The following is a 21,013-nucleotide window of genomic DNA, read 5'->3' on the forward strand; positions in this document are numbered from 1 at the left end:
ACATCGTCGATCGCAGGAGTGTCAGGTTTCGACACTGGGCGATGGCGTGGTTCACTTGAGTGGAAATGAGTGCCCCCCGCTATATGAAGGCACGCCACAGGCAGAGCAACGCAAATATCAAGCTTATAGCAATCGGTCAAGTCATGCAAGGCACTTCTTCCACAGTCCCACCCATGCCCACGTTGCGAACCCCGCCCGGTCGTTGATGGCCAGCATCCACGAGTTCTCCACCGCGTTCCACGTATAGATCCGCTCCACGTTCGTGTGCTCGGCCAGTGCCACATGGTTGGCGATCTTGAGTGCCGCTCCGAGACCGTGCCCGCGATGTTGCCGTGTCACGAGGGTAGACCCTTGCCAGCCCACCTCGGGGCGTTCGTCGAAGTGTGCGATCTCGCTGAATCCAGCGGCCTCCTCCCCCCCCCTTGAGCGCGAGGGCAGTGCTCACGAGCTCTCGGGCATCTGCCCGCTTCGTGTCGAGGGCGCGCACGCGCGCAGCGTCCCAGCTCTCTTCCTCGCCGAATTCCTGGGCTCCGGGGGGTATCTCCGTCGACATCCTCTGATGCAGCCGTGCGATCTGCTCGAGACGATGCGCGGGTGTCGAGCCATTCCAGGTTTCGATCGTGTACCCGGTGTCGAGACGACACCGGGCAGCCCGACGGCAGTCATGGTCTGCGCCACGGAGCATCGTTCCAGCTGTTTGAATACGTACCCGTGCCGGTGCAGAAAGGCGACGTCCGACTGCCCGATGGGCAGGCTCCCCGCTCCGGATTCGGCTGCGATGTGGGCACGGCGCAGATCGGCATCACGAGTCGAGGACGGAATTTCGCACCAACTGCTCAGCCGGGTCCGCCCCTGCCCGGCCAGACTCGCCTCCATCGCGGCAAGCAGCTTCGCCCCCACCCCCTATCCGCGCCTCTCGGGATGGACCGAGCACCACACGTCGGCGACGTCGAGGTTGTCCCGAAGCGTCAGGTACGCGATCCCCTTGGCCACGATGGCCCCATCGACACGACCGATCCAGGTCTGATGCGTGAAATAGTCGTTCGGTGACAGCAGCTGGAGTCGCACTTCGTCGAATCGTGGATCGAAATCGGCGCCGAGACCCGAAGCTCTGTTGACGAGCATGTCGAAATCGACCACCTCGGCGAGGATCTCATCGATGTCATCGGCGGCGCGAGACCCGGCGGGGATGTGAGTGATCTCCATGAGCTGACATTCTAGACTTCACTCATGGTCAATGTCAGCGTCCTCAGTCAGAATCCGGCCACAGTCAACTGCGGAATCATCACGGGAGCCCACCGCAGCCTCATCGTCGATTCGGGTCCCGGCCCCAGCACCGCGACCCGGCTGGTCCGCAGGGCCGAACAGCTCAATCTCGAGGCGACCGGTCGTCCCCACCCCATCGATGCCGTCACCACACACGACCATTGGGATCACTTCTTCGGCAACGGCACCTTGGCCGCAGCCGGTGTGGAGACCTTCTACGTCTCCGAGTCGTTCGCCCGGGACCAGGAGGCGAGCGCATGGATCGCCCTCGATGCTGTCCTCAATGCGCCCGAGACCGCCGATATCGCAGAGGAGCTGCCCACCGATCCCACCGCTCTCATCGTCGCGACGACTCCCATCGACGCCGGCCCGGGGTCGGGTGCGACGATCGACCTCGGCGACTGCCGAATCGAATTCCATGTCCTGAGCGGGCACTCGACCGCCGACGTCGTCGTGCGTCTGGTCGACCATGGCATCGTCTTCACCGGTGACCTCGTCGAGGAGGGCGATCCCCCGCAGGCGGGCAGCGATGCCTCGTTGAGCGAATGGGCGGCCGGCCTGCGCATGCTGCTGTCGTTTTCCGAAGCCACAGTGTTCGTACCCGGCCACGGTGTGCCCGTCGACCGCGCCTTCGTCGAGCGTCAGCTTGCCGACATCGATGGTATGCGGATGAATCAGGCCGACGCCGAGGTGGCTCTGCCCGCCCGTGTCATGCCCGGCGACTGCGACCGGGCGATCCCGCGCGAAGAGGTCATCTGTCCCGCCGCTTCAAAGCGGTGACGAGGTCGGAGCCGATCGAGCCGAAGAGGGTCTCGGCCCAGACGCTCGAACCTTCGACATAGGGCTGTCTCCGTCGAAGATCCACTGCAGCTGACCGTCGGCCTGCAGATCCGGTTGGCAGCCGTGGCACACCGGCACCCGCACGCTGGGCGAGTTCGCATCGATCCGGGCCTACTCCTGAGCTTCGCCGTGCAGCGGGTTGATCGCGCACAGAAGTCGTCGCTCTTCGAGTGCATTAGCTCACCCGACTGCTTCGGCGTGACCGGTCCGTTGTCATCGACCAGGTACGCCTGAGACTTGGCGCCGGAGTCGGCCTCGGTGAAGAGGACGATCGTCTGCTCTGTTCCCTGGTCCCTGTGGACCGAGTAGGCCAGTGCGGCGGTGAACTGCGGCCAGGGCTCTCCCAGACCGTCCGCTATCGGCATCTCCGGCACGACAGCGATGAAGAAGAGAAGACCCGAGCGTGCGGTCTCATCGGCGGCGTACTCCCACTCACTCAGGAACCGCGATCGCAGCCTGTCCTTCGGGCGCGCGCCATTCGTCTCAGTCACTTGACAAGGGTATTGAGGCCCATACTCAGACTCCGGCACTGTCACATTTCGGTTCTGCAACACTCTCGCCCTGGTGCCCGGGCGCCTGCCCGGATGCGAAGAGCCCCACAGCATCAGCTGTGGGGCTCTTCGATACGACGGCAGTCAGTGTGCTGCCGGTGAAATCACTTGAGGGTGACGGTTGCGCCTGCGCCCTCGAGAGTTTCCTTGGCCTTTTCGGCGACGTCCTGGGACACGCCTTCGACGACGGGCTTGGGGGCTCCGTCGACGAGGTCCTTGGCTTCCTTCAGTCCGAGGGAGGTGAGCCCACGAACTTCCTTGATGACGGGAACCTTCTTATCGCCGGCCGATTCGAGGATGACGTCGAATTCGGTCTGCTCTTCAGCAGGCTCTTCTGCGCCGGCGGCAGGGGCAGCGGCAACGGCGGCAGCCGGTGCGGCGGCTTCCACGTCGAAGACCTCTTCGAACTGCTTGACGAAGTCCGAGAGTTCGATCAGGGTGAGCTCTTTGAAACCTTCGATGAGCTCTTCTGGGGTGAGCTTAGCCATTGTGGCCAGTCCTTCCTTTGGTGGTCACGTTGAGCGACCGGGTTGATGGGGTGATGCTCAGGCATCAAGAGGCAGGAGTGTTGTCCTGCTCCTCGCGGAGAGCATCGACAGTGCGCACGGCCTTGACCATCGGAGCGGTGAACAGGTAAGCCGCCTGGTGGAGGCTTGCCTTCATCGCACCGGCTGCCTTCGCAAGCAGCACTTCGCGTGGTTCGAGGTCGGCGAGCTTATTGACATTCTCAGCACTGAGGACGGCACCATCCCAGTAGCCGCCCTTCAATACGAGCTGAGAATTCGCCTTGGCAAAGTTACGCAGTGCCTTGGCAGCCTCAGGTGGTTCACCGGTGATGAACGCGATCGCGGTGGGTCCGTTGAGGAACTCATCGAGATCGTTGATTCCGGCTTCTTTGGCTGCAATGGCAGTGAGCGTATTCTTTACCACGGCGTAGCTGACGTTCTCACCGAGTGAAACGCGCAGGTCTTGCATCTGCGCAACGGTGAGACCGCGGTACTCGGTCAGCAACACAGCATCGGAGTTCTCAAACTGCTGTTTGATCTCCTCTACTGCGGCTGCCTTGTCTGGCCTCGCCATGGTATTCCTTTCGTACAGGCGCCGATCGTGTCCCAACACCAAAAAAGCGCTCCACGCAGGCATGCGTGAAACGCTTCGCCGATGAGTTCGTCAAGAACTCATGGAAGTATCTCGTGCTCACCTGCGCAGGTCACTCCGCTGGAGTTTTCGTTTCCGGGCAACATCATCCGATTGCGAATTCTGCTGATTCCGGAAAGACCGACGGTCTTGGGTGGTATGAGTCTATCGAAGGCCACGGCACCAAGTCCAATCGCTCGGCATCGGATCGGAGACCTCGACCATACGCCGGCCCAGCGATCCTCTCGACGGCAGACACTTCGCCACCCCTGGCAACCCGGATCGCCACCCCTGGCAACCCGAATGGCGCTGAGCAACCCTTCTGCGGGTTGCCCAGCGCCATTGGGGTTGCTGTGACGGATGAGGGGATCAGTATTCGATGACGACTCGACCGTCGATCTTGCCGTGGATCATCTCGTCGAAGATCCCGTTGATGTCCTCGAGCGGACGCTTCGAGAACGTCGGGTGGATCTTGCCCGCCGCATAGAACTCGAGCGCTTCGACCATATCCTGGCGCGTTCCGACGATCGAACCGCGGATCGTCAGTCCCTTGAGGACGATGTCGAAGATCGGGGCCGGGAACTCTCCTGGAGGCAGACCGTTGAAGACGATAGTGCCGCCTCGGCGAGTCATCGAGATCGCCTGTCCGAACGCCTTTGGATGCACTGCTGTGACGAGCACGCCGTGGGACCCTCCGACCTTCTCCTGGATGATCTCGGACGGCTCGTCGGCGAAGGCGTTGACAGTGATCTCCGCTCCATGTTTCTTGGCTAAGGCCAGCTTGTCGTCGGCAACGTCGACGGCGATGACGCGCATCCCCATCGCCACCGCATACTGCACGGCGATATGGCCGAGTCCGCCGATGCCGGAGATTACGACCCATTGGCCGGGCTTGACCTCGGTGCGCTTGAGCCCCTTGTAGACAGTGACCCCGGCACACAGCACCGGCGCGATCTCGTAGGGGTCGGACCCCTCTGGGATGATGGCGGCGAACTTCGTGTCAACGAGCATGTACTCACCGAACGAGCCGTCGATGCCGTAGCCGCCGTTGACCTGCTGCTCGCAGAGCGTCTCCCACCCTTGGCGGCAGTGCTCGCAAGTTCCGCAGGCACCCCACAGCCAGGCGTTTCCGATCATCTGCCCGACCTTGACATCGGTGACGTCGGGCCCGACCTTCTCCACGGTCCCGACACCCTCGTGGCCCGGAATGAGGGGAACCTTGGGTTTGACCGGCCAATCTCCGTGGGCCGCGTGCAGGTCTGTGTGACAGACTCCCGAGGCAATGAGTTTGACCAATGCCTGCCCAGGACCGGGCTCGGGGATCTTGTTGTCGCCGACCACGAGATCCTGGCCGAATCCTTCGACGACTGCTGCTTTCATTCCTGACATCATTTACTCCTTTGTGATGACGTGGATTGTGCTTCCGTACGGCTTCGCCTCAGAAGAAGCCCTGCTTGTCTTCGGAGTAGCTGACCAGAAGGTTCTTCGTCTGCTGGTAGTGGTCGAGCATCATCAGATGGTTCTCACGTCCGATGCCCGAGGCCTTGTATCCGCCGAAGGCGGCGTGTGCCGGGTAGGCGTGGTAGTTGTTGACCCACACGCGCCCGGCCTGGATGTCACGTCCGGCACGGTAGGCGATGTTGCCGTTGCGCGACCAGACTCCCGCGCCGAGGCCGTAGAGCGTGTCGTTGGCCGTGGTGATGGCGTCGTCGTAGTCGTCGAATGTCGCCACCGAGACGACGGGACCGAAGATCTCCTCCTGGAAGACGCGCATCTTGTTGGAGCCCTTGAAGATCGTCGGTTGGACGTAGTATCCGCCAGACAGATCCCCGCCGAGGTCGGCCCGACCTCCACCTGTGAGCACCTCGGCGCCTTCCTGCCGTCCGATGTCGAGGTAGGACATGATCTTCTCGAACTGGTCGTTCGATGCCTGGGCTCCCATCATGGTGTCCGTGTCGAGTGGGTTGCCCTGGACGATCTTCTTCGTCCGCTCGGTGACCGCGTCGAGGAACGGATCCGCGATCGACTGCTGGATCAGTGCCCGCGACGGGCAGGTGCAGACCTCACCCTGGTTGAGAGCGAACATCGTGAAGCCTTCCTGGGCCTTGTCCCAGTAGGCGTCGTCATGGGCGTTGACGTCGCCGAAGAAGATGTTCGGCGATTTGCCGCCCAGCTCCAGCGTCACCGGGATGATGTTCTGCGAGGCGTACTGCATGATGAGTCGACCGGTCGTCGTCTCGCCGGTGAACGCGATCTTGCGTATCCGCTTGTTCGAAGCCAGGGGTTTGCCCGCTTCGAGGCCGAAGCCGTTGACGATGTTGAGCACGCCGTCTGGCAGCAGGTCTGCAATGAGCTCCGCCAGGACGAGGATCGAGGTCGGGGTCTGCTCGGCGGGCTTGAGGACGATGGCGTTTCCTGCCGCAAGCGCCGGGGCGATCTTCCATACGCCCATGAGGATCGGGAAGTTCCACGGGATGATCTGGCCGACGACGCCGAGCGGCTCGTGATAGTGATACGCCACAGTGTCATCGTCGATCTGCGACAGGCCGCCCTCCTGGGCCCGGATCGCCGAGGCGAAGTAGCGGAAATGATCGGCGGCCAACGGCAGGTCGGCACCCAGGCACTCGCGCACGGCCTTGCCGTTGTCCCAGGTCTCTGCGACCGCGAGCATCTCGAGGTTCTCCTCGATCCGATCGGCGATCCGGTTGAGGATCACAGCCCGCTCCGCCACAGGAGTCTTGCCCCATGCCGGCGCGGCGGCCTCGGCGGCATCGATGGCGGTCTCGATGTCCTCAGCGGTGCTGGCCGGGACCTCGCAGAAGGTCCTGCCGGTGATCGGGGTGGGGTTCTCGAAATAGCTGCCGTTCTTCGGGGCCACCCACTGCCCGCCGATGAAGTTCTCATAGCGAGGTTTGAACGTGAGCAGGGATCCGTCCTGACCTGGCTGAGCGTAAACAGTCATTGCAACTCCTTTGATGCGTGTGCGTCGATCGGATGTCTGTCTCCGATTGCTTCACACGCTACAGAGAGCAACGTTGCATGTGGGTTGCATCACACGAGGGGCGGTGGCCGAACGGGTGCGGCAGCTCTAGTGGCCGAGGGCTTCGAGGCGCACGACCGCGGCATTGCGTTCGGGTGCCTCGGGCGGAGCCAGCCGCAGAACCGACATCAGCACCTCGAAATCCTCCCGCGACTCGTGAAGTCCCGCATAGCGCCAGAGCTGCTGCCAGGTCCCGTTCTGCAGCAGGTTCTCTCGCATCAGCGCCTCGAGCTCCGCACCGATCTCGCGGACACCCGGGGCATCCGAGTCCGGCAGCACCGGGCCCTGATAGAGATTCATAGCGGTCTCCACGTCGCTTCGGCCCAGTGCCGAATGGGTGCGCTCGACATCGCTGTCGATCTCGCCACGCAGACGGTACGGCCGGGCATCGACGTGAAGATCGCCGAGGTGGTCGATGGCTCTTCGCAGACGCGCCATCTCCGCTCGGACCGTGACCTCGCTGCCGCCGAGAGTCCAGAGGCGATCGACGAGTCCGGCGCTGCTGATCCCACCCGGATTCCGCTGGAGCAGCAGGAGGATCTCTGCATGACGGCCCGAGAGAGTGCGCCGGGCACCGTCAGGAGCGCAGAGCTGTGGGCGCTGACCGGTGACTTCGAGATAGGCGCCTCGTCCGGGGCCGAAGGGCGAGATCCCTCCTGCCTCGGGCGTATAGAGCTTCGACAGGCCGACGCCCGCCGCCTGCGCCGTCGAATTCAGCAGCGGCAGAACGATTGAGGAGACCGCGTCGTCGCCGCCGGTGACGTCGATGATCCCCAGGACCTGTCCAGTCAGAGGATGGGTCACTGGAACCGCGCTGCAGCTCCACGAGTGCACCTCGGTCGAGAAGTGCTCGGCCCGACTGACTTGCACGGCGCTGCCGGAGCGCAGAGCGAGGCCGGGCGCCGAGGTGCCCATGACGTCCTCAGACCAGTCGGTTCCCGGCACGAAGCCCATGGACTCCGCACGATTGCGGACGGCTCGCTCGCCTTCGATCCACAGCAGGCGTCCCTGCTCGTCACCGAGCGCAACGAGCAGGCCCGCCTCCTTCGCGGGTTCGATCAGATGCGACTGCAGCAGCCCCATGATGGAGTGGAACGGATGTCGGCGCCTCACCTCGGCGAGCTGATCGGCCTCATAGGCCATGCGGATCCGCACGCCGGCCGGGTCACGCAGTCGGCTGAGGGACCGATTCCAGGATTCGAGGACGTCGGGACGGACGCCGGGCCCCGTCGGTCCGGTCCTCCTCGGCCCGGCCGGATCGTCGAGCGACGCGAGATTGTCGTGAGCCCGACGGACGAGGCGCTGATAGTCATCGCGAAGCAGCGGAGTCGAATGCATGGCGGAGCCGTCCACCTCCATCGGCGCTAATCACACAGTTGTCTTCGGTGCTCACAATCTATCCGCGATACCGCATCCGGGCAAGACCACAGTGCAGCTGCAGGGCAACAGAAAGGGCGGGAAGTGAGAGTCTCACTTCCCGCCCCGAACTGCTGTATGCGATTCAATCCATCAGGTGGATCAGATCACGCGCATCGACGAACCGTCGATCGGAACGCCAGGACCGTTCGACGTGGTCACGGTTGCCTTCGAGATGTAGCGACCCTTCGAGGAGCTCGGCTTCAGACGGATGAGCTCGTCGATGGCGGCGTCGAAGTTGGCGTGCAACGCTTCGTCGGAGAAGGAGACCTTTCCGATGATGAAGTGCATGTTCGAGTGCTTGTCGACGCGGAATTCGATCTTTCCGCCCTTGATGTCGTTCACGGCCTTGGCGACGTCCATGGTCACGGTGCCGGTCTTGGGGTTCGGCATCAGGCCACGAGGACCCAGCACCTTACCCAGACGTCCGACCTTACCCATCATGTCAGGGGTCGCAACAGCCGAATCGAAGTCGGTGAAGCCATCGGCCACCTTCTCCAGCAGGTCATCGGAGCCGACGTAGTCAGCACCTGCTTCGCGGGCGGCTTCTGCACGGTCGCCGGCAGCGAACACCAGGACCCGAGCGGTCTTACCGGTACCATGCGGAAGGTTGACGGTGCCACGCACCATCTGGTCCGCCTTGCGGGGATCGACACCCAGGCGGAGGGCGACCTCGACGGTGGCATCGTACTTCGCCACCGTGGTCTCCTTGGCCAAGGCGATCGCCTCGGCCGGATCGTACTTCACATCTGCGGCGATCTTCTCTGCCGCGGCCTCATAGGCCTTGGAACGCTTTTTCATCTGCTTCTCTCCTTGCAGTCGTGGTCCGGGCTGCGCCAGCCCCACCACAGTGAATTGTCTGGTCTCAGCCGACGATGTCGGTTGTCACACCCATGGAGCGAGCGGTGCCGGCGACGATGTGGTCGGCCTGATCCAAAGTGTTGGCATTGAGGTCGGGCATCTTCACGTTCGCAATCTCGCGAACCTGGTCGGCGCTCAGGTGAGCGACCTTGTCGGTGTGCGGCGTAGCCGACCCTGACTTCACGCCTGCGGCCTTCTTGATCAGCTCGGCAGCCGGCGGGGTCTTGAGGACGAACGTGAACGAACGGTCTTCGTACACGGTGATCTCAACGGGAATGACGTTCCCGCGCTGGGATTCCGTGGCGGCGTTGTAGGCCTTGCAGAATTCCATGATGTTGACGCCGTGCTGGGCAAGCGCCGGACCGATCGGAGGCGCCGGGTTGGCGGCACCTGCCTGAATCTGGAGCTTGACGAGGCCGGCTACCTTTTTCTTGGGAGGCATATTCGGTCCTTAATCTTGAAGTTTCGACGCGCCGGACGAATACGGCGCATCGTTCGATGACGACCTCCGATGAGGGCCGTGATCAAACCACACCAGTATTCCATGCCTGCTGACCCTCGGGCAAATGGCAGTGAGCGCCATCACCGGGCCGACAGGCCCTGTGAATCGCGAAAGGGCCCGGAGTCCGCCGGGCCCTTTCTGCAGATGCTTGTCCGCTCAGATCTTGGAGACCTGGTCGAAGCTGAGTTCGACGGGAACATCGCGTTCGAAGATCGACAGCAGCACGGTGAGCTTCTGCGATTCCGGACGGATTTCCTGAATCGTTGCGGGGTGCCCCTCGAAGGAACCCTCCTTGACGAGCACGGACTCGCCGACTTCGTATTCCACCTCGGTGACGGGAGCGGACTTCGCCGCCTGCTCGGCCTGCACGCCTTCGGCCGCAGCGGCTTCGGCCTGACGCTCCTCGAAGATCGGAGCCAGCATCGTGAAGACCTCGTCGATGGACAGCGGAGTCGGGTCGTAGGCATTGCCGACGAACCCGGTCACACCCGGGGTGTGGCGGACCGCGCCCCATGACTCATCCGTCAGCTCCATGCGCACGAGCACATAGCCTGGGATCCGCACACGGCGAACTTGTTTGCGCTGGCCGTTCTTGACCTCGACGACGTCTTCCATCGGCACCTGCGACTCGAAGATGAACTCTTCGAGGTTGAGGCTGATGGAACGATTCTCAAGATTCTGCTTGACGCGGTTCTCGTAGCCTGCATAGGAGTGGATGACGTACCAGTCACCCTCCAGCATGCGCAATTCGGACTTGAATTCTTCGGCCGGGTCGACTTCATCCTCAGCCGCGGTCTCGTCCGATTCGGTCTCGTCAGAGGTCGCTTCGTCCGAACCGACTTCCTCGGCGTCCGGAGTTTCGTCCGAGCCGGTTTCGTCCGCGGCTGCGGCTTCGTCGGACGCGTCGTCGATCGACGTTTCGTCAGCCGGCACCTCATCGGCAGGGGCGTCGTCGACCGGGGCGGCCTCGGCGCTCACAGCGGAGGCGTCGTTCTCCGCATCTTCCACCACTGGTGCGACGTTCGACTCCTCTGGAGTGGCGTCCTGTGGCTCATGGGTTTCCTGCTCAGGTGAACTGGTATCCGACACCGATCAATTCCTCGCTTCGCGTGTAGTGATTCCCATATGGGAGTGAAGGGTCTGCAACGTGATTGAAATCCAAGTGATCACCGCTGGGGGTGATTCACCACAATGGCCACAGGGGAGTTCCGCCGAAGACGAACCCGACAAGCTTGCCGAACACGAGGTCGAGAACCACCACGAGAAGCATCATGAACATGATGAAGCCCAGCACGACCAAGGTGTAGTTGATCAGCTGCTTACGTGTCGGGGTGACGACCTTCTTCAGCTCCGCCACGACTTCGCGGAAGAACTGCAGGATTCGTCCGAAGAACCCGAGCTGCTTGCGACTGGTGCCTTTGCGGGCGTCTCCAGTCTTCTTTGCCGGTGTGTCGCTCACACATCCTCACTCGATCGGTTTCCATTGGGACAGCACAATTGTTCAAGCCCGTCGAGGACGGCGTTTCGCCGATATGACTCAAGCAGATATCAACTGCGCAGGGGTGACAGGACTCGAACCTGCAACCTACGGTTTTGGAGACCGTTGCGCTACCAATTGCGCCACACCCCTTCGATCCGACACCCTCGGTTCGTGTTCCCCGAATCGTGCCCAACCACGAGAAACGAGCATACCGTCTCAAACCGCAGTTAGTCGAACCGGAACCGTGGCTCGACCCGATTTCGATTTCTCGACTCTCAGCCGCCTCCGGTCGCGGGCTCGGCCTGCGGCGGCTGGGCGATGAGCGGCAGGGGCCGAGGGAAGGTCATCCAGTCGCCGATGGTGACCTTCTGGTCCGGGCTGACCGTGATCACCTGGACGTCGATGGGCCGCTTCGTCCGATTGTCGACCCGCAGGATGCTCACCTGCGCATCCATCTTCAGCGGACCCGGAGTCAGCGCGTTCGCCAGGGCACCGCCCGTCGTCGAGCTGACATACCTCACACCGCCGCCCAGCGCCTCGGGCCCGACTCGTCGGTGCCAGTGCCCGCTGAGGCTGTATTCCGCGCATCCGGCGCGCAGGGACGGTGCGCCGATACGGGGGTCGTGGATGAGCATGATGTCGAAGTCGGTCGTGCAGGCCTCGGTGCTCAGCTTGTGCGCGTACTGATCGGCTGTGAGGTCGGTTTCGAGCTGGGGCCCGGATCCGAACACGGTTCGTCTGGGATCGGGGCCGCCGAAGAACGTCACCCCGGACATCTGAGCACTCGAGTCGTCGAGGACCTTCCAGCCCCGGCTTCCGGCATGGTTCGTAGTCTCGGTGGAGTCGTGGTTGCCCTTGACGATCATCCGCGGCAGCTTCTCCGGCAGCTCATCGTCGAGAACATCGAGGCAGTAGTTCTCCGCCGAGGTGCCCGTCATCGTCACGTCTCCCCCGTCGATGTACGCGTCGGCGTCGCTCATCCGGGCCACCGAACCGACGACGCGGGCCATGCCGATGTTACAGTGCAGGTCCGAACCGAACACGAATGTCGAGACATCGGCGTGCGCCGGCTCATCGGCACCGGCGGGCGGCACTATGCCCTGATCCGACCAGTTGCCCGTCATCGGTCGGGTCCTCCACTGATCGCGCAGGTTCGCCAGCACCTGATCGTAGAAGGCGTCGTTATCGTCGGAGAAGTCCTTGACCGCCTTGAATGCCGCATCGATGACCCCGCCGAGGCGGCCGGTGACCTGCGCTCCCTCGAGCGGGGTCCCGGCGAAGGCCGGGTCGGCGGCCAGGGGTTTGGGACGGGTGAGAACCGCGGTCCCCACACTCGTGAGCACGAGGACCGCGACCAGGCCGATGGCGATGAGTTCCTTGCCGACGAAGGCCCTGCCGATGCCGGCCACTCGAGAAGGGCCGAGGATGAATGCCGTGGCCACGGACACCCCGCTGACGATGCTCACGGCCAGTGCCCACCGACTCAGGATCTCTCTGCTCAGCCCGTCGACGACCTCATCGATCTGGGCCTGCGGGGCCGAGAACAGCGACGCGTAGGAGGCGACGTCGCCGCCGAGGGCATCGACCGCGCCTCCCCCGACGCCGCCGCCGGAGTCGGCGGGGTCATCTCGTTCGGATCGCCGTTCGGAGGCTCCGGTGTGAGTCTCGTCCTCCGTCTCGCCAGAGACCGGGATCTGCCCGATGTCGACGGTGAGCCCCAGCCCCAGCGGCAGATACTCCTCGGCAGGAACGAGCAGTTTGCCCAAGGGCCCGAAGTCGATGGTCAGGCGCGAGTCGGCCGTGATCTGATAACGGGCCTCGTGCGGGCCGAAGCTGAGGTCGGCTCGGGCGGAGAAGACGGCCCAGGGCAGAGTCACGACTGCCACGACCGCCAGAAGGACGATCAGCGCTGAGAATCTACGGCGGGCCGACACAGGCTCCATTCTAAGGAACGGGCTCAGAGTGAGCAGGCGATGAATGTGGGCTCGGGTTCGAGGACGATGCCGAACCGTTCATGCACCCCGTCCACGATGGTGCGGGCGAGCTCGAGGACATCGCTCGTCGCAGCCTGCCCGCGGTTCGTCAGGGCCAGAGTGTGTTTCGTCGACAGGCTCGCCCGACCCCGACCGATGCTGAAGCCCTTGCTGAAACCGGCGTGTTCGATCAGCCAGGCGGCCGAGGTCTTCGTCCGCGCCTCGATCGTCGCGCCGCTCAGTGGGTCGGTGACCGGGAAGCGGGGAGCCTCGGCCGGAAGGCTGTCGGGGTCGTCGACGATCGGATTCGTGAAGAACGATCCCGCCGACCAGGTGTCGTGGTCGTCGAGGTCGACGACCATGCCCTTAGACCTGCGCAGGCCGATCACGACGGTGCGCACCAGCGAGGCGGGCACGCTCTCCCCGATCTCGACGTCCAGGGCCGAGGCGAGTTGTGCGTAGCGGACCGGCAATGACTCCGGACTGCGCCGGAGGTCGAAGGTCACCGACAGCACCAGGTACTGGGCTGTGCCGGTCCTCTGCTGTGCGCGTTTGAGCGTCGAGGTCCGGTAGCCGAATTCGAGTTCGGCGGGGCTGAGGTGGCGGATCTGGCCGGCAAGTCGGTCGAAGACCTCGACCGAGGAAATGAGCTCGGCGACTTCGGTGCCGTAGGCGCCCACGTTCTGGATCGGGGTCGCTCCCACCGACCCGGGAATCCCGGACAGCGCTTCGAGTCCGGAGAGACCGCAGCCGAGGGTGAAGGCGACGAATTCGTCCCAGTTCTCCCCCGCCTCGGCGGTGACCCTAGTCTCGACATCGGAAGTCTCGGTCATCGTCACCCCCGTGGTCGCGACCACGCACACATCGGCGTCGAAGCCCTCGTCGGCGACGAGCAGATTCGACCCGCCCCCGACGAAGAGAACATCGGTCTCGGGACGCGACGACAGGCTCAGGGGATGCTGACGACAGAATTCGATGAGCTCGTCCCGAGTCGCGGCGTTCAGCAGATTCCCCGCAGGGCCGCCGAGGTGGAACGTGGTGTACTCCGCCAGCAGGTCCGAGGTCACCGTGCGACCCTGATCTGGGTGCGGCTGAGCACATCCTGATCTTCGGACTTCACCGTGACGTCGATGCGGGCGGTGCCCACGGCCCCGTCGACCGCTCCGACGACGGCGGTCATCGACAGGGTCGCGGTGGGTTCGGCCGGTGTTCCGGATTCGGCGTCGGGAACGAGCACCGGTGCGGAGAACCGCGTGCGATAGTCGACGATCGCGCCCGGGTCCCCGATCCACTCCACGACCGGAGCGACGACCACGGCCATTGAGAGCATGCCGTGGGCGATGACGCCGTCGAGGCCGACCTCGGTGGCGAAGCGCTCGGACCAGTGGATCGGGTTGTGGTCGCCCGAGGCTCCGGCGTAGTCGATGAGCGAGGCCCGAGAAAGGGGGATCTCGGCTTCGACGACGGTGTCTCCGATGGTCAGCTGGGAGAAGTCGGTGACGCTCATTCTCCGTCTCCTCTCACGACGATGGTCGAGGTCACGGTGACGACCGGCTGTTCGGCGGCGTCGGTGATCTCGGTGCGGGTGGTGATCATCGCATTGCTGCCGGCGACCCGCACGCCGTCGATGTGAGTGGTCGCTGACAGACTGTCACCGGCGACGATGGGCCGGGTGATGCTGAACTGCTCGGAGCCGTGGACGACCTTGGAGAAATCGATGCCGGATTCGGGATCGCCGATGTAGGTCGCTTCGCACTTCTGCGCGATGATGACGGCGAAGGTGGTGGGAGCGACGACGTCGCGATATCCCAGGGCGGTCGCCGCTTCGGTCTCGAAGTGGTAGTCGGCCCGCGCGTTGGTGGCCAGCGCGAACTCCGCGACCGCCTCCCGCGACACCTCATAGGGGCGTGGCAGGGAATAGCTGGCTCCCTGCCGATCGGTATTCACCTGCATAGTGGCTCTCTTTCGAAAAGACTTCGCACCCCAGCCTAGCGGCCCGCCGCCACGGGCGGGAATTCACCCGTCCGCCGCCGTCGAGCGCGGATTTGACCGCGAATTCGCATGGGGTTCACCCAATTGGTGCACCATCGTCCCCAGCCGCAGAAAACTGGTATATGTTGCCCTCATCACGTTTGACGTTCGGCACTTGGCAACCTTGCGGACGGCGGTCTCCTCCGGAGCGGTCGATGACGGACGGCTCACGCGATTGCGGCCAGCAACGCCACATTTGTTCACAAGGAGTAGCGCGATGACGAACGTTCCTACAGACCCAAGCACCTCGGATTCTGCCGCAGAACCGCGTGCGGTCAAGGACGCGGTGGCGGTTCCCGGCGCCGGTCGGCCCAGCGGAGAGCCCCGCACGCCCACTCCTGCCTCGGCGCCGGCATCCGCACCGGGAAGGGAAGCGGCAGCCGCCCCGGGACCACCGACCGCTCCGGGACCGGCTCCGGCCGATGTGGAGGTCCATGTCGGCACCGATGCCGCCTACACAGGCGAGGAGGCCGAACGGGTCCAGCTCCGGCGCCCCCTGCGCAACGTCTCGGAGGTGCGTCATTTCTTCCGCACCAACATCACCCCCATCTACTTCTTCGGGGCGACCCCGTTCAACCTGCTCGGCCTCGACCGGTGGGTGCGCAACTTCTCCTACATCACCTACTACGACGGGTGGGACGGCGGACATCCGCGCGTCTTCTCCCCGAGGTACAAACCCTTCGTCGAGTTCGACAGCGGTGAGGCGATCAACAACTGGCTGCTGCTCAACGCCGAGGTCCGCGCCCATATGACCACCAACCTGCCCCACGGTGAGCGACCCAAGGTCGCGATGGTCTTCTTCGACGAGGAGACGGAGCGGATCTGCCGTGAGCTCGGCTACGATCTCATCCTGCCCTCGGCGGCGCTGCGAAATCAGCTCGACTCGAAGATCGAGACGACGAAGCTCGGCAATGAGGCCGGCGCCTTCTCCGTACCCAATGTGCTCGCCACGGCCGACACGTACGCGCAGCTGAGCGCCGAAGCGCAGAAGGAGTACCTGGGCACCGACCTCGTCGTCCAGACTCCGTACGGCGATTCGGGGAAGACGACGTTCTTCATCGCCGCGGAGGCGGACTGGGATCGGCACAAGCACGACATCATCGGCGAGCAGCTGAAGATCATGAAGCGCATCAACAACACCCCGGTGGCGGTGGAGGCCGTCATCACCAACAGCGGAGTCGTCGTCGGACCGTTCCTCACCGAGCTGGCCGGCTTCGCCGAGCTGACTCCGTACAAGGGCGGTTGGTGCGGCAATGAGATGACACCCGACGTGCTCACGACCGATCAGCGCACCCGCGCCAGGGAACTGGTTCGGCGCATGGGTGAGGGATTGCGCAAGCGCGGCTACCGCGGCTTCTTCGAAGTCGACGTGCTCGTCGACCTCGACTCCGACGATGTGTACCTCGGCGAGCTCAACCCCCGCATCTCCGGCGCCTCGGCGATCACCAATGTCACCGCCGGCGCCTACGCCGACGTGCCGCTGTTCCTGTTCCATCTGCTGGAATACCTCGACGTCGAGTTGGATCTCGACGTCGATGAGATCAACGAACGGTGGGAGGAGCTCTCCGGTGCCGACGAGTGGAGCCAGATGGTGATCAAGGAGACCGCCGACATCGTCGAGTACATCACGCACTCACCGCTGACCGGTCAGTACTACCTCGAACAGTACGGGACTCTGACCTATAAGCGCGCGGCTCTGGACTGGCACCCTCTGCAGAACGGCAATGAGGTCTTCTTCCTGCGCATCTTCGGTGCCGGGGAGTACCGGTGGAAGGGTGCCGACCTGGGTGTGCTCGTGACGAAGAACCCGCTGCAGACCAAGGCCGGTGGTCCGAACGCGCTGAGCATCAGGGCCAAGCACTTCATCGATTCGATCCGTGCGATGTACGCCGGTGTGCCCGTCACCGCCGAGGATCCTTCGCCCGCGCTGGGCGGTCCCGGCGCCAAGGGAGACTGAGCGCCGCGGTGGTAATCTCGTCATTATGCCGAAATCGGCATAATCCACACGGGCTGACCCGATTGGCCCAGTCTGTCACCAGTCCGCTGACTGCACGAGACCGACTGCACGAGACGAATTCGAAGAGGTGGAGAGTGACCGAGACGTCGCCGGACCAGAACGTGCCCGTCGCCGCCGATGCGGCGAGCATCGACCGAGACAACTGGCAGGATGCCGACAATGTCCGCTGGTCGTTCCAGCACGTCGATCAGGTGCTGCCCACGACTCCGATCTCCCGTGGGACCGGACCTGTGGCCGAACTTCCTGTCGACCTGCAGGACCTCGGCTCGGTCGAGGTTCCGAAGACCGAGTTCTCCGGGGCCCGCAGCGTCCGCAGCGTCATCGAGGCCAGCAGCACCGATGCGTGGATGGTCATGCACAACGGAACGGTGCTCACCGAGGAGTACTTCTCCACGATGCGGCCGGAGACCGAGCACCTGCTGATGTCGGTCAGCAAATCCCTGGTCGGCACGGTCGCCGGTGTGCTCGTCGGAGCGGGAGACCTCGATCCGAGCCGACTGGTCACCGACTACGTCCCCGAGCTCGCCTCCTCGGGCTATGCCGGAGCCACGGTTCGCCACATCCTCGATATGCGCTCGGGAATCAGGTTCTCCGAGAACTACCTCGACCCCGAGTCCGAAGTCCGGCAGATCGAGGAGGCGATCGGCTGGTCGGAGACGAAACCCGCGGGCCGGGCGACGGGGATGTATGAGTTCCTCACCACGCTTGAGGCGAAGTCCGCGCACGGCGGCGTCTACGAGTACCGCTCGTGCGAGTCCGATGTCCTCGGTTGGGTGTGCGAGAAGATCGCGGGCGAGAGCATGCAGACCCTCATGTCTCGTGTGCTGTGGTCGCGCATCGGTGCCGAACGCGATGCGCTCATCGCCGCGGACCAGTACGGCGTTGGCATGTTCGACGGCGGCATCAACACCACCCTGCGCGACCTCGCACGATTCGGCTACCTCTATTCGAACCGAGGAGTCTCGCTCACCGGTGAGCAGGTGGCACCGACATCCTGGATCGGCGACACTCTCACCGGCGACACCGACTCGAGGCAGGCCTTCGCGGACGGTCCCGACGACAATCGCATGCCCGGCGGGATGTATCGCAACCAATTCTGGTTCCCGTTTCCGGACTCGCATGCCTTTCTCGCACTGGGCATCCATGGTCAGATGATCTACATGAATCCGGGGGCCAACTTCGTCGGCGTCAAGCTCTCCAGCTGGGGCCTGCCCCAGGATGCGGGCAAGCTGTTCCCGACCATCCGGGCCTTCGACGCCCTGGCGAAGGCGGTCACGATCGATTGACCGCGGGTGTGGCTGTCCTCGACCCTGCCGACGCTAGCCGTTCACCGCGTGGGCGCCCCGCTCGAGGTATCGGTGCGCCCCGCTCGAGGTGTCGGTGCGCGCCGTGATTCGGGTGTCGGTGCGCTCCGCCTCGAGTGTCGGTGCGCGCCGCGATTCAGGTGTCGGTTCGCGCTGCGATTCAGGTGTCGATGCGCACCGTGCGGAACGGTGAGAACCACAGACCGGCCGCTGCCAGTGCGAAGATCCCCGCGGCGATGGTCAGTGCGAGTTCTGAGCTCGTGGCGGCAGCGAGGCTTCCGGCCAGCGGTGACACGATGACGACGACGGCGCGGTTCGTCGACCGCATCGTCGTGTTCGTTCGCGCTTGAAAACCGTCGGGTGTGATCGACTGTCGGTAGGCCATTTCGTGCGAATTGCTCAGACCGATGCCGAACCCGTGCAGGAAGACTCCGAGGAAGAGGACGGGCACCGGCCCTGCGATGGCCGGTGCTGCCAGCAGGACGAGAGCTCCGCTCGCCGAACACACATGCGCAAGGATGACCGCCCGCCCGTTGCCCAGCTTCTCACCTGCCCCACGTGAGCTCAGGGCACCGATGATCCCGCCGAAACCGCTGCCGGCCATGACAATCCCGAACCAGAAGGCGTCAATGCCGATGTCGTTGAGGAAATAGTCTGCGGTGACGGCGACGAAAACGGCCTGGGCGGCGAACCACACATGGGTCCATACGGCGAGGTCGCGGAGGCTCGGAGTCGAATACACCCATTTCAGTCCGGCTCCTATCTCTCTGCGCAGGCTCGGACGTGCGGAATCATCGACGCGAGCGCGTGCAGGCTCCTCGACGCGCAGTGCGGAGACGACGACCGCTGAGAACAGAAACGTGCCCACGTTGACGAGCATGGCCAGCGGTGCCGCTATGACCGCCAGCAGCGCACCACCGAGGGCCGGTCCCGCCGTCTCCGCTGCGGCATTGGTCCCGTCGATCCGGGCATGGGCGGACTGCAGGCTCCGTGACGGAATGAGTCGGGGCACGAAGGCCTGCGAGGCACTGTCGTTGACGAGAGTCGCGGTCCCCAGGAGTGCTGCGAGCAGCAGCAGTGTGACCAGGTTGAGCAGGTCGCCGATCCACAGCACCGGAATCGCACTCAGCAGCAACGCACGGACGAGGTCGCTTGCGATCATGACAGGTCGGCGGCGGACGCGATCGATGAGCGCACCGAGGACGAGCCCGAAGAGCAGATAGGGGAGCCATCTCGCGGCATTCATCCAGCCCAAGCCAACGGTTCCCGCGTGCAGGTAGTCGACGACGATGACCTGCAGGGCCAGGAGGGTGATCCAGCTGCCGAAACCCGACACGGTTTCGCCCGCCCAGAACCACCGAAAGGCTCGGGGCAGCTGCGCTCTCATGCACCCAGGCTAGCAAGCCTTCGTCCTGCGAGGTCACAGACGCAGATGTGCGATGTCGGAGGCGTCTTCGCCGAGGATCGCTCTGGCCAGCCCGTCACCGATGAGCGGGCCCATCGTCAGGCCACCCGCACCGAAGCCCGAGGCCAGCCACAGTCCCTGGGAGCCGGGGACCGCTCCTGCGAACGGCAGCCCGCCCGGACGGGTCGACATGGGCCTGACGCCGACTCTCGTCTCCAGGATCGTCGCGTCGGCGAGTCCTGGGGCGATCCTCAGAGCGTCGTCTAGCACCTTCTTCTGGCCCGCCGCCGTGGTGCGCACGTCGAATCCGACGCCGTCCTCGCGGGTGGCGCCGATGACGACTCTGCCCCCGTCGAAAGGAGTGATGTAGTGGTGGTCGAGCGGATGCACCGTCGGCCATGGTGAGGTGTTGGTCCCGCGCAGGCTCAGGTGCACGAGCTGCCCACGCTGTGGCGTGATCGAGACGGTGTGACCGAGCCGGTCGAGGATCTCGGTGCTGCGCGCCCCACCGGCGATGACGATGGCGTCGAAGTCCTCCGTCGCCGAGGTGGTTCCCACCGTCCATGTGCCCTCGCTCGTGCTCCCGGCCGGTGCGATGCTTCTGGCGGAGTCGCTCACGAGTGAAGCACCATAGGCCTTCGCCCCTGTCAGGACGGCATCGCGCAGGGTGCGCCCGTCGACTCTGCCGCCACCCGTGACGAAGAGCCCGGTCATGTCCGGACCGATCGGCGGGAAGAGCTCAGCGAGGTTCGCGGAGTCGATGTCGTAGACCTCGCCGGCCACGCTCCCGGCGGCCGCAACCCGACCACGGACGTGCCCGGCCGCCTCGGCCAGGGCATCGGGGTCGCGGTTGACGACGAGGGCCCCGGATCTGCGGTATCCGAGTTCGGGGATCCCGAGTCCGCTCAGTCGGGCGAGGAAATCGGGGTAGAAGCTGCCGCCGGCGGCGTAGGTCTCGTAGTAGGCTCCGGTGCTCGTCGAGACCCAGGGCGCGATGATCCCGGCGCTGGCGGCGGTCGCCTGACCGGCCATGGCGTCATCGAAGACGGTGACGTCGACGTCACGTGAGGCCAGGCCGAAGGCAACGCCGGCCCCGGCGATTCCGCTGCCGATGACGGCAACCCGAGCAGATGTGTCGATCACAGAGTCGCTCCCTGTCGAAGCCGGTGGGTCCCAACCGACACTACGCC

The 21,013-nt window shown here is 64.3% G+C and carries 20 protein-coding genes and 1 tRNA gene; 3 read left to right on the forward strand and 18 right to left on the reverse strand.

The window, feature by feature from the left end:
* Positions 1-141: 141 nt before the first annotated feature.
* Positions 142-339, reverse strand: a complete 198-nt coding sequence (locus BKA07_RS19415) for a hypothetical protein (protein WP_245161985.1) — start codon at positions 337-339, stop codon at positions 142-144.
* Positions 340-903: 564 nt separating this feature from the next.
* Positions 904-1,206: a hypothetical protein gene (locus BKA07_RS19420; protein WP_245161986.1), complete on the reverse strand. Its 303-nt coding sequence runs from the start codon at positions 1,204-1,206 to the stop codon at positions 904-906.
* 24 nt (positions 1,207-1,230) lie between these two features.
* Here BKA07_RS19420 and BKA07_RS16355 point away from each other — a divergent pair, with 24 nt between their 5' ends.
* Positions 1,231-2,046 carry an MBL fold metallo-hydrolase gene (locus tag BKA07_RS16355; protein ID WP_167951910.1) on the forward strand — a complete coding sequence of 272 codons (816 nt, stop codon included), beginning with the start codon at positions 1,231-1,233 and terminating at the stop codon, positions 2,044-2,046.
* Positions 2,047-2,761: 715 nt separating this feature from the next.
* Here BKA07_RS16355 and rplL read toward each other — a convergent pair.
* From rplL to BKA07_RS16425, 14 genes are all read right to left on the reverse strand, one after another.
* Entirely contained in the window at positions 2,762-3,145 is a 384-nt protein-coding gene (gene rplL / locus BKA07_RS16360; protein ID WP_167951911.1) for a 50S ribosomal protein L7/L12, read from the reverse strand.
* Between the two features lie 64 nt (positions 3,146-3,209).
* Positions 3,210-3,737, reverse strand: coding sequence for a 50S ribosomal protein L10 (gene rplJ / locus BKA07_RS16365; RefSeq protein WP_167953329.1), 528 nt, complete (start codon positions 3,735-3,737; stop codon positions 3,210-3,212).
* 426 nt (positions 3,738-4,163) lie between these two features.
* Positions 4,164-5,183 carry an alcohol dehydrogenase AdhP gene (adhP, locus tag BKA07_RS16370; protein WP_167951912.1) on the reverse strand — a complete coding sequence of 340 codons (1,020 nt, stop codon included), beginning with the start codon at positions 5,181-5,183 and terminating at the stop codon, positions 4,164-4,166.
* A gap of 49 nt (positions 5,184-5,232) precedes the next feature.
* On the reverse strand, positions 5,233-6,756 hold the full coding sequence (gene exaC, locus BKA07_RS16375) for an acetaldehyde dehydrogenase ExaC (RefSeq protein ID WP_167951913.1): 1,524 nt from the start codon (positions 6,754-6,756) through the stop codon (positions 5,233-5,235).
* Positions 6,757-6,882: 126 nt separating this feature from the next.
* A complete protein-coding gene (locus tag BKA07_RS16380; protein ID WP_245161987.1) occupies positions 6,883-8,172 on the reverse strand; it encodes a GAF domain-containing protein in 1,290 nt (429 codons plus the stop codon).
* Positions 8,173-8,352: 180 nt separating this feature from the next.
* A complete protein-coding gene (gene rplA, locus BKA07_RS16385) occupies positions 8,353-9,051 on the reverse strand; it encodes a 50S ribosomal protein L1 (RefSeq protein WP_167951915.1) in 699 nt (232 codons plus the stop codon).
* Between the two features lie 64 nt (positions 9,052-9,115).
* A complete protein-coding gene (rplK, locus tag BKA07_RS16390; protein ID WP_167951917.1) occupies positions 9,116-9,553 on the reverse strand; it encodes a 50S ribosomal protein L11 in 438 nt (145 codons plus the stop codon).
* A 216-nt stretch (positions 9,554-9,769) separates the two neighbouring features.
* Positions 9,770-10,702, reverse strand: a complete 933-nt coding sequence (gene nusG, locus BKA07_RS16395; protein WP_167951919.1) for a transcription termination/antitermination protein NusG — start codon at positions 10,700-10,702, stop codon at positions 9,770-9,772.
* Positions 10,703-10,796: 94 nt separating this feature from the next.
* Positions 10,797-11,072: a preprotein translocase subunit SecE gene (gene secE / locus BKA07_RS16400; RefSeq protein WP_167951921.1), complete on the reverse strand. Its 276-nt coding sequence runs from the start codon at positions 11,070-11,072 to the stop codon at positions 10,797-10,799.
* A gap of 98 nt (positions 11,073-11,170) precedes the next feature.
* A tRNA-Trp gene (locus BKA07_RS16405) sits at positions 11,171-11,243 on the reverse strand.
* A gap of 125 nt (positions 11,244-11,368) precedes the next feature.
* Entirely contained in the window at positions 11,369-13,027 is a 1,659-nt protein-coding gene (locus tag BKA07_RS16410) for a metallophosphoesterase family protein (protein ID WP_342449105.1), read from the reverse strand.
* A 23-nt stretch (positions 13,028-13,050) separates the two neighbouring features.
* A complete protein-coding gene (locus tag BKA07_RS16415) occupies positions 13,051-14,133 on the reverse strand; it encodes a UDP-N-acetylmuramate dehydrogenase (RefSeq protein ID WP_167951923.1) in 1,083 nt (360 codons plus the stop codon).
* Entirely contained in the window at positions 14,130-14,573 is a 444-nt protein-coding gene (locus tag BKA07_RS16420; protein ID WP_167951925.1) for a MaoC/PaaZ C-terminal domain-containing protein, read from the reverse strand. Before BKA07_RS16420 ends, BKA07_RS16415 begins: the two co-directional genes overlap by 4 nt.
* Positions 14,570-15,019 (reverse strand): FAS1-like dehydratase domain-containing protein, encoded by a 450-nt coding sequence (locus tag BKA07_RS16425; RefSeq protein WP_167951927.1) that lies wholly within the window; start codon positions 15,017-15,019, stop codon positions 14,570-14,572. The genes BKA07_RS16420 and BKA07_RS16425 overlap by 4 nt, the downstream gene beginning before the upstream one ends.
* A 295-nt stretch (positions 15,020-15,314) precedes the next feature.
* On the opposite strand from BKA07_RS16425, the gene BKA07_RS16430 reads away from it, so the two are divergent.
* Both BKA07_RS16430 and BKA07_RS16435 read left to right on the forward strand, forming a co-directional pair.
* Positions 15,315-17,054, forward strand: coding sequence for a biotin carboxylase (locus BKA07_RS16430; protein ID WP_167951929.1), 1,740 nt, complete (start codon positions 15,315-15,317; stop codon positions 17,052-17,054).
* 134 nt (positions 17,055-17,188) lie between these two features.
* Positions 17,189-18,400 carry a serine hydrolase domain-containing protein gene (locus BKA07_RS16435; RefSeq protein ID WP_342449106.1) on the forward strand — a complete coding sequence of 404 codons (1,212 nt, stop codon included), beginning with the start codon at positions 17,189-17,191 and terminating at the stop codon, positions 18,398-18,400.
* A gap of 178 nt (positions 18,401-18,578) precedes the next feature.
* On the opposite strand, the gene BKA07_RS16440 is transcribed toward BKA07_RS16435, so the two are convergent.
* Both BKA07_RS16440 and BKA07_RS16445 read right to left on the reverse strand, forming a co-directional pair.
* Positions 18,579-19,805, reverse strand: coding sequence for an MFS transporter (locus BKA07_RS16440; protein WP_167951931.1), 1,227 nt, complete (start codon positions 19,803-19,805; stop codon positions 18,579-18,581).
* Positions 19,806-19,838: 33 nt separating this feature from the next.
* Entirely contained in the window at positions 19,839-20,966 is a 1,128-nt protein-coding gene (locus BKA07_RS16445; protein ID WP_167951933.1) for an FAD-dependent oxidoreductase, read from the reverse strand.
* Between the last annotated feature and the right edge of the window lie 47 nt (positions 20,967-21,013).

The organism is Brevibacterium marinum, assembly GCF_011927955.1.
GTDB classification, from domain to species: domain Bacteria; phylum Actinomycetota; class Actinomycetes; order Actinomycetales; family Brevibacteriaceae; genus Brevibacterium; species Brevibacterium marinum.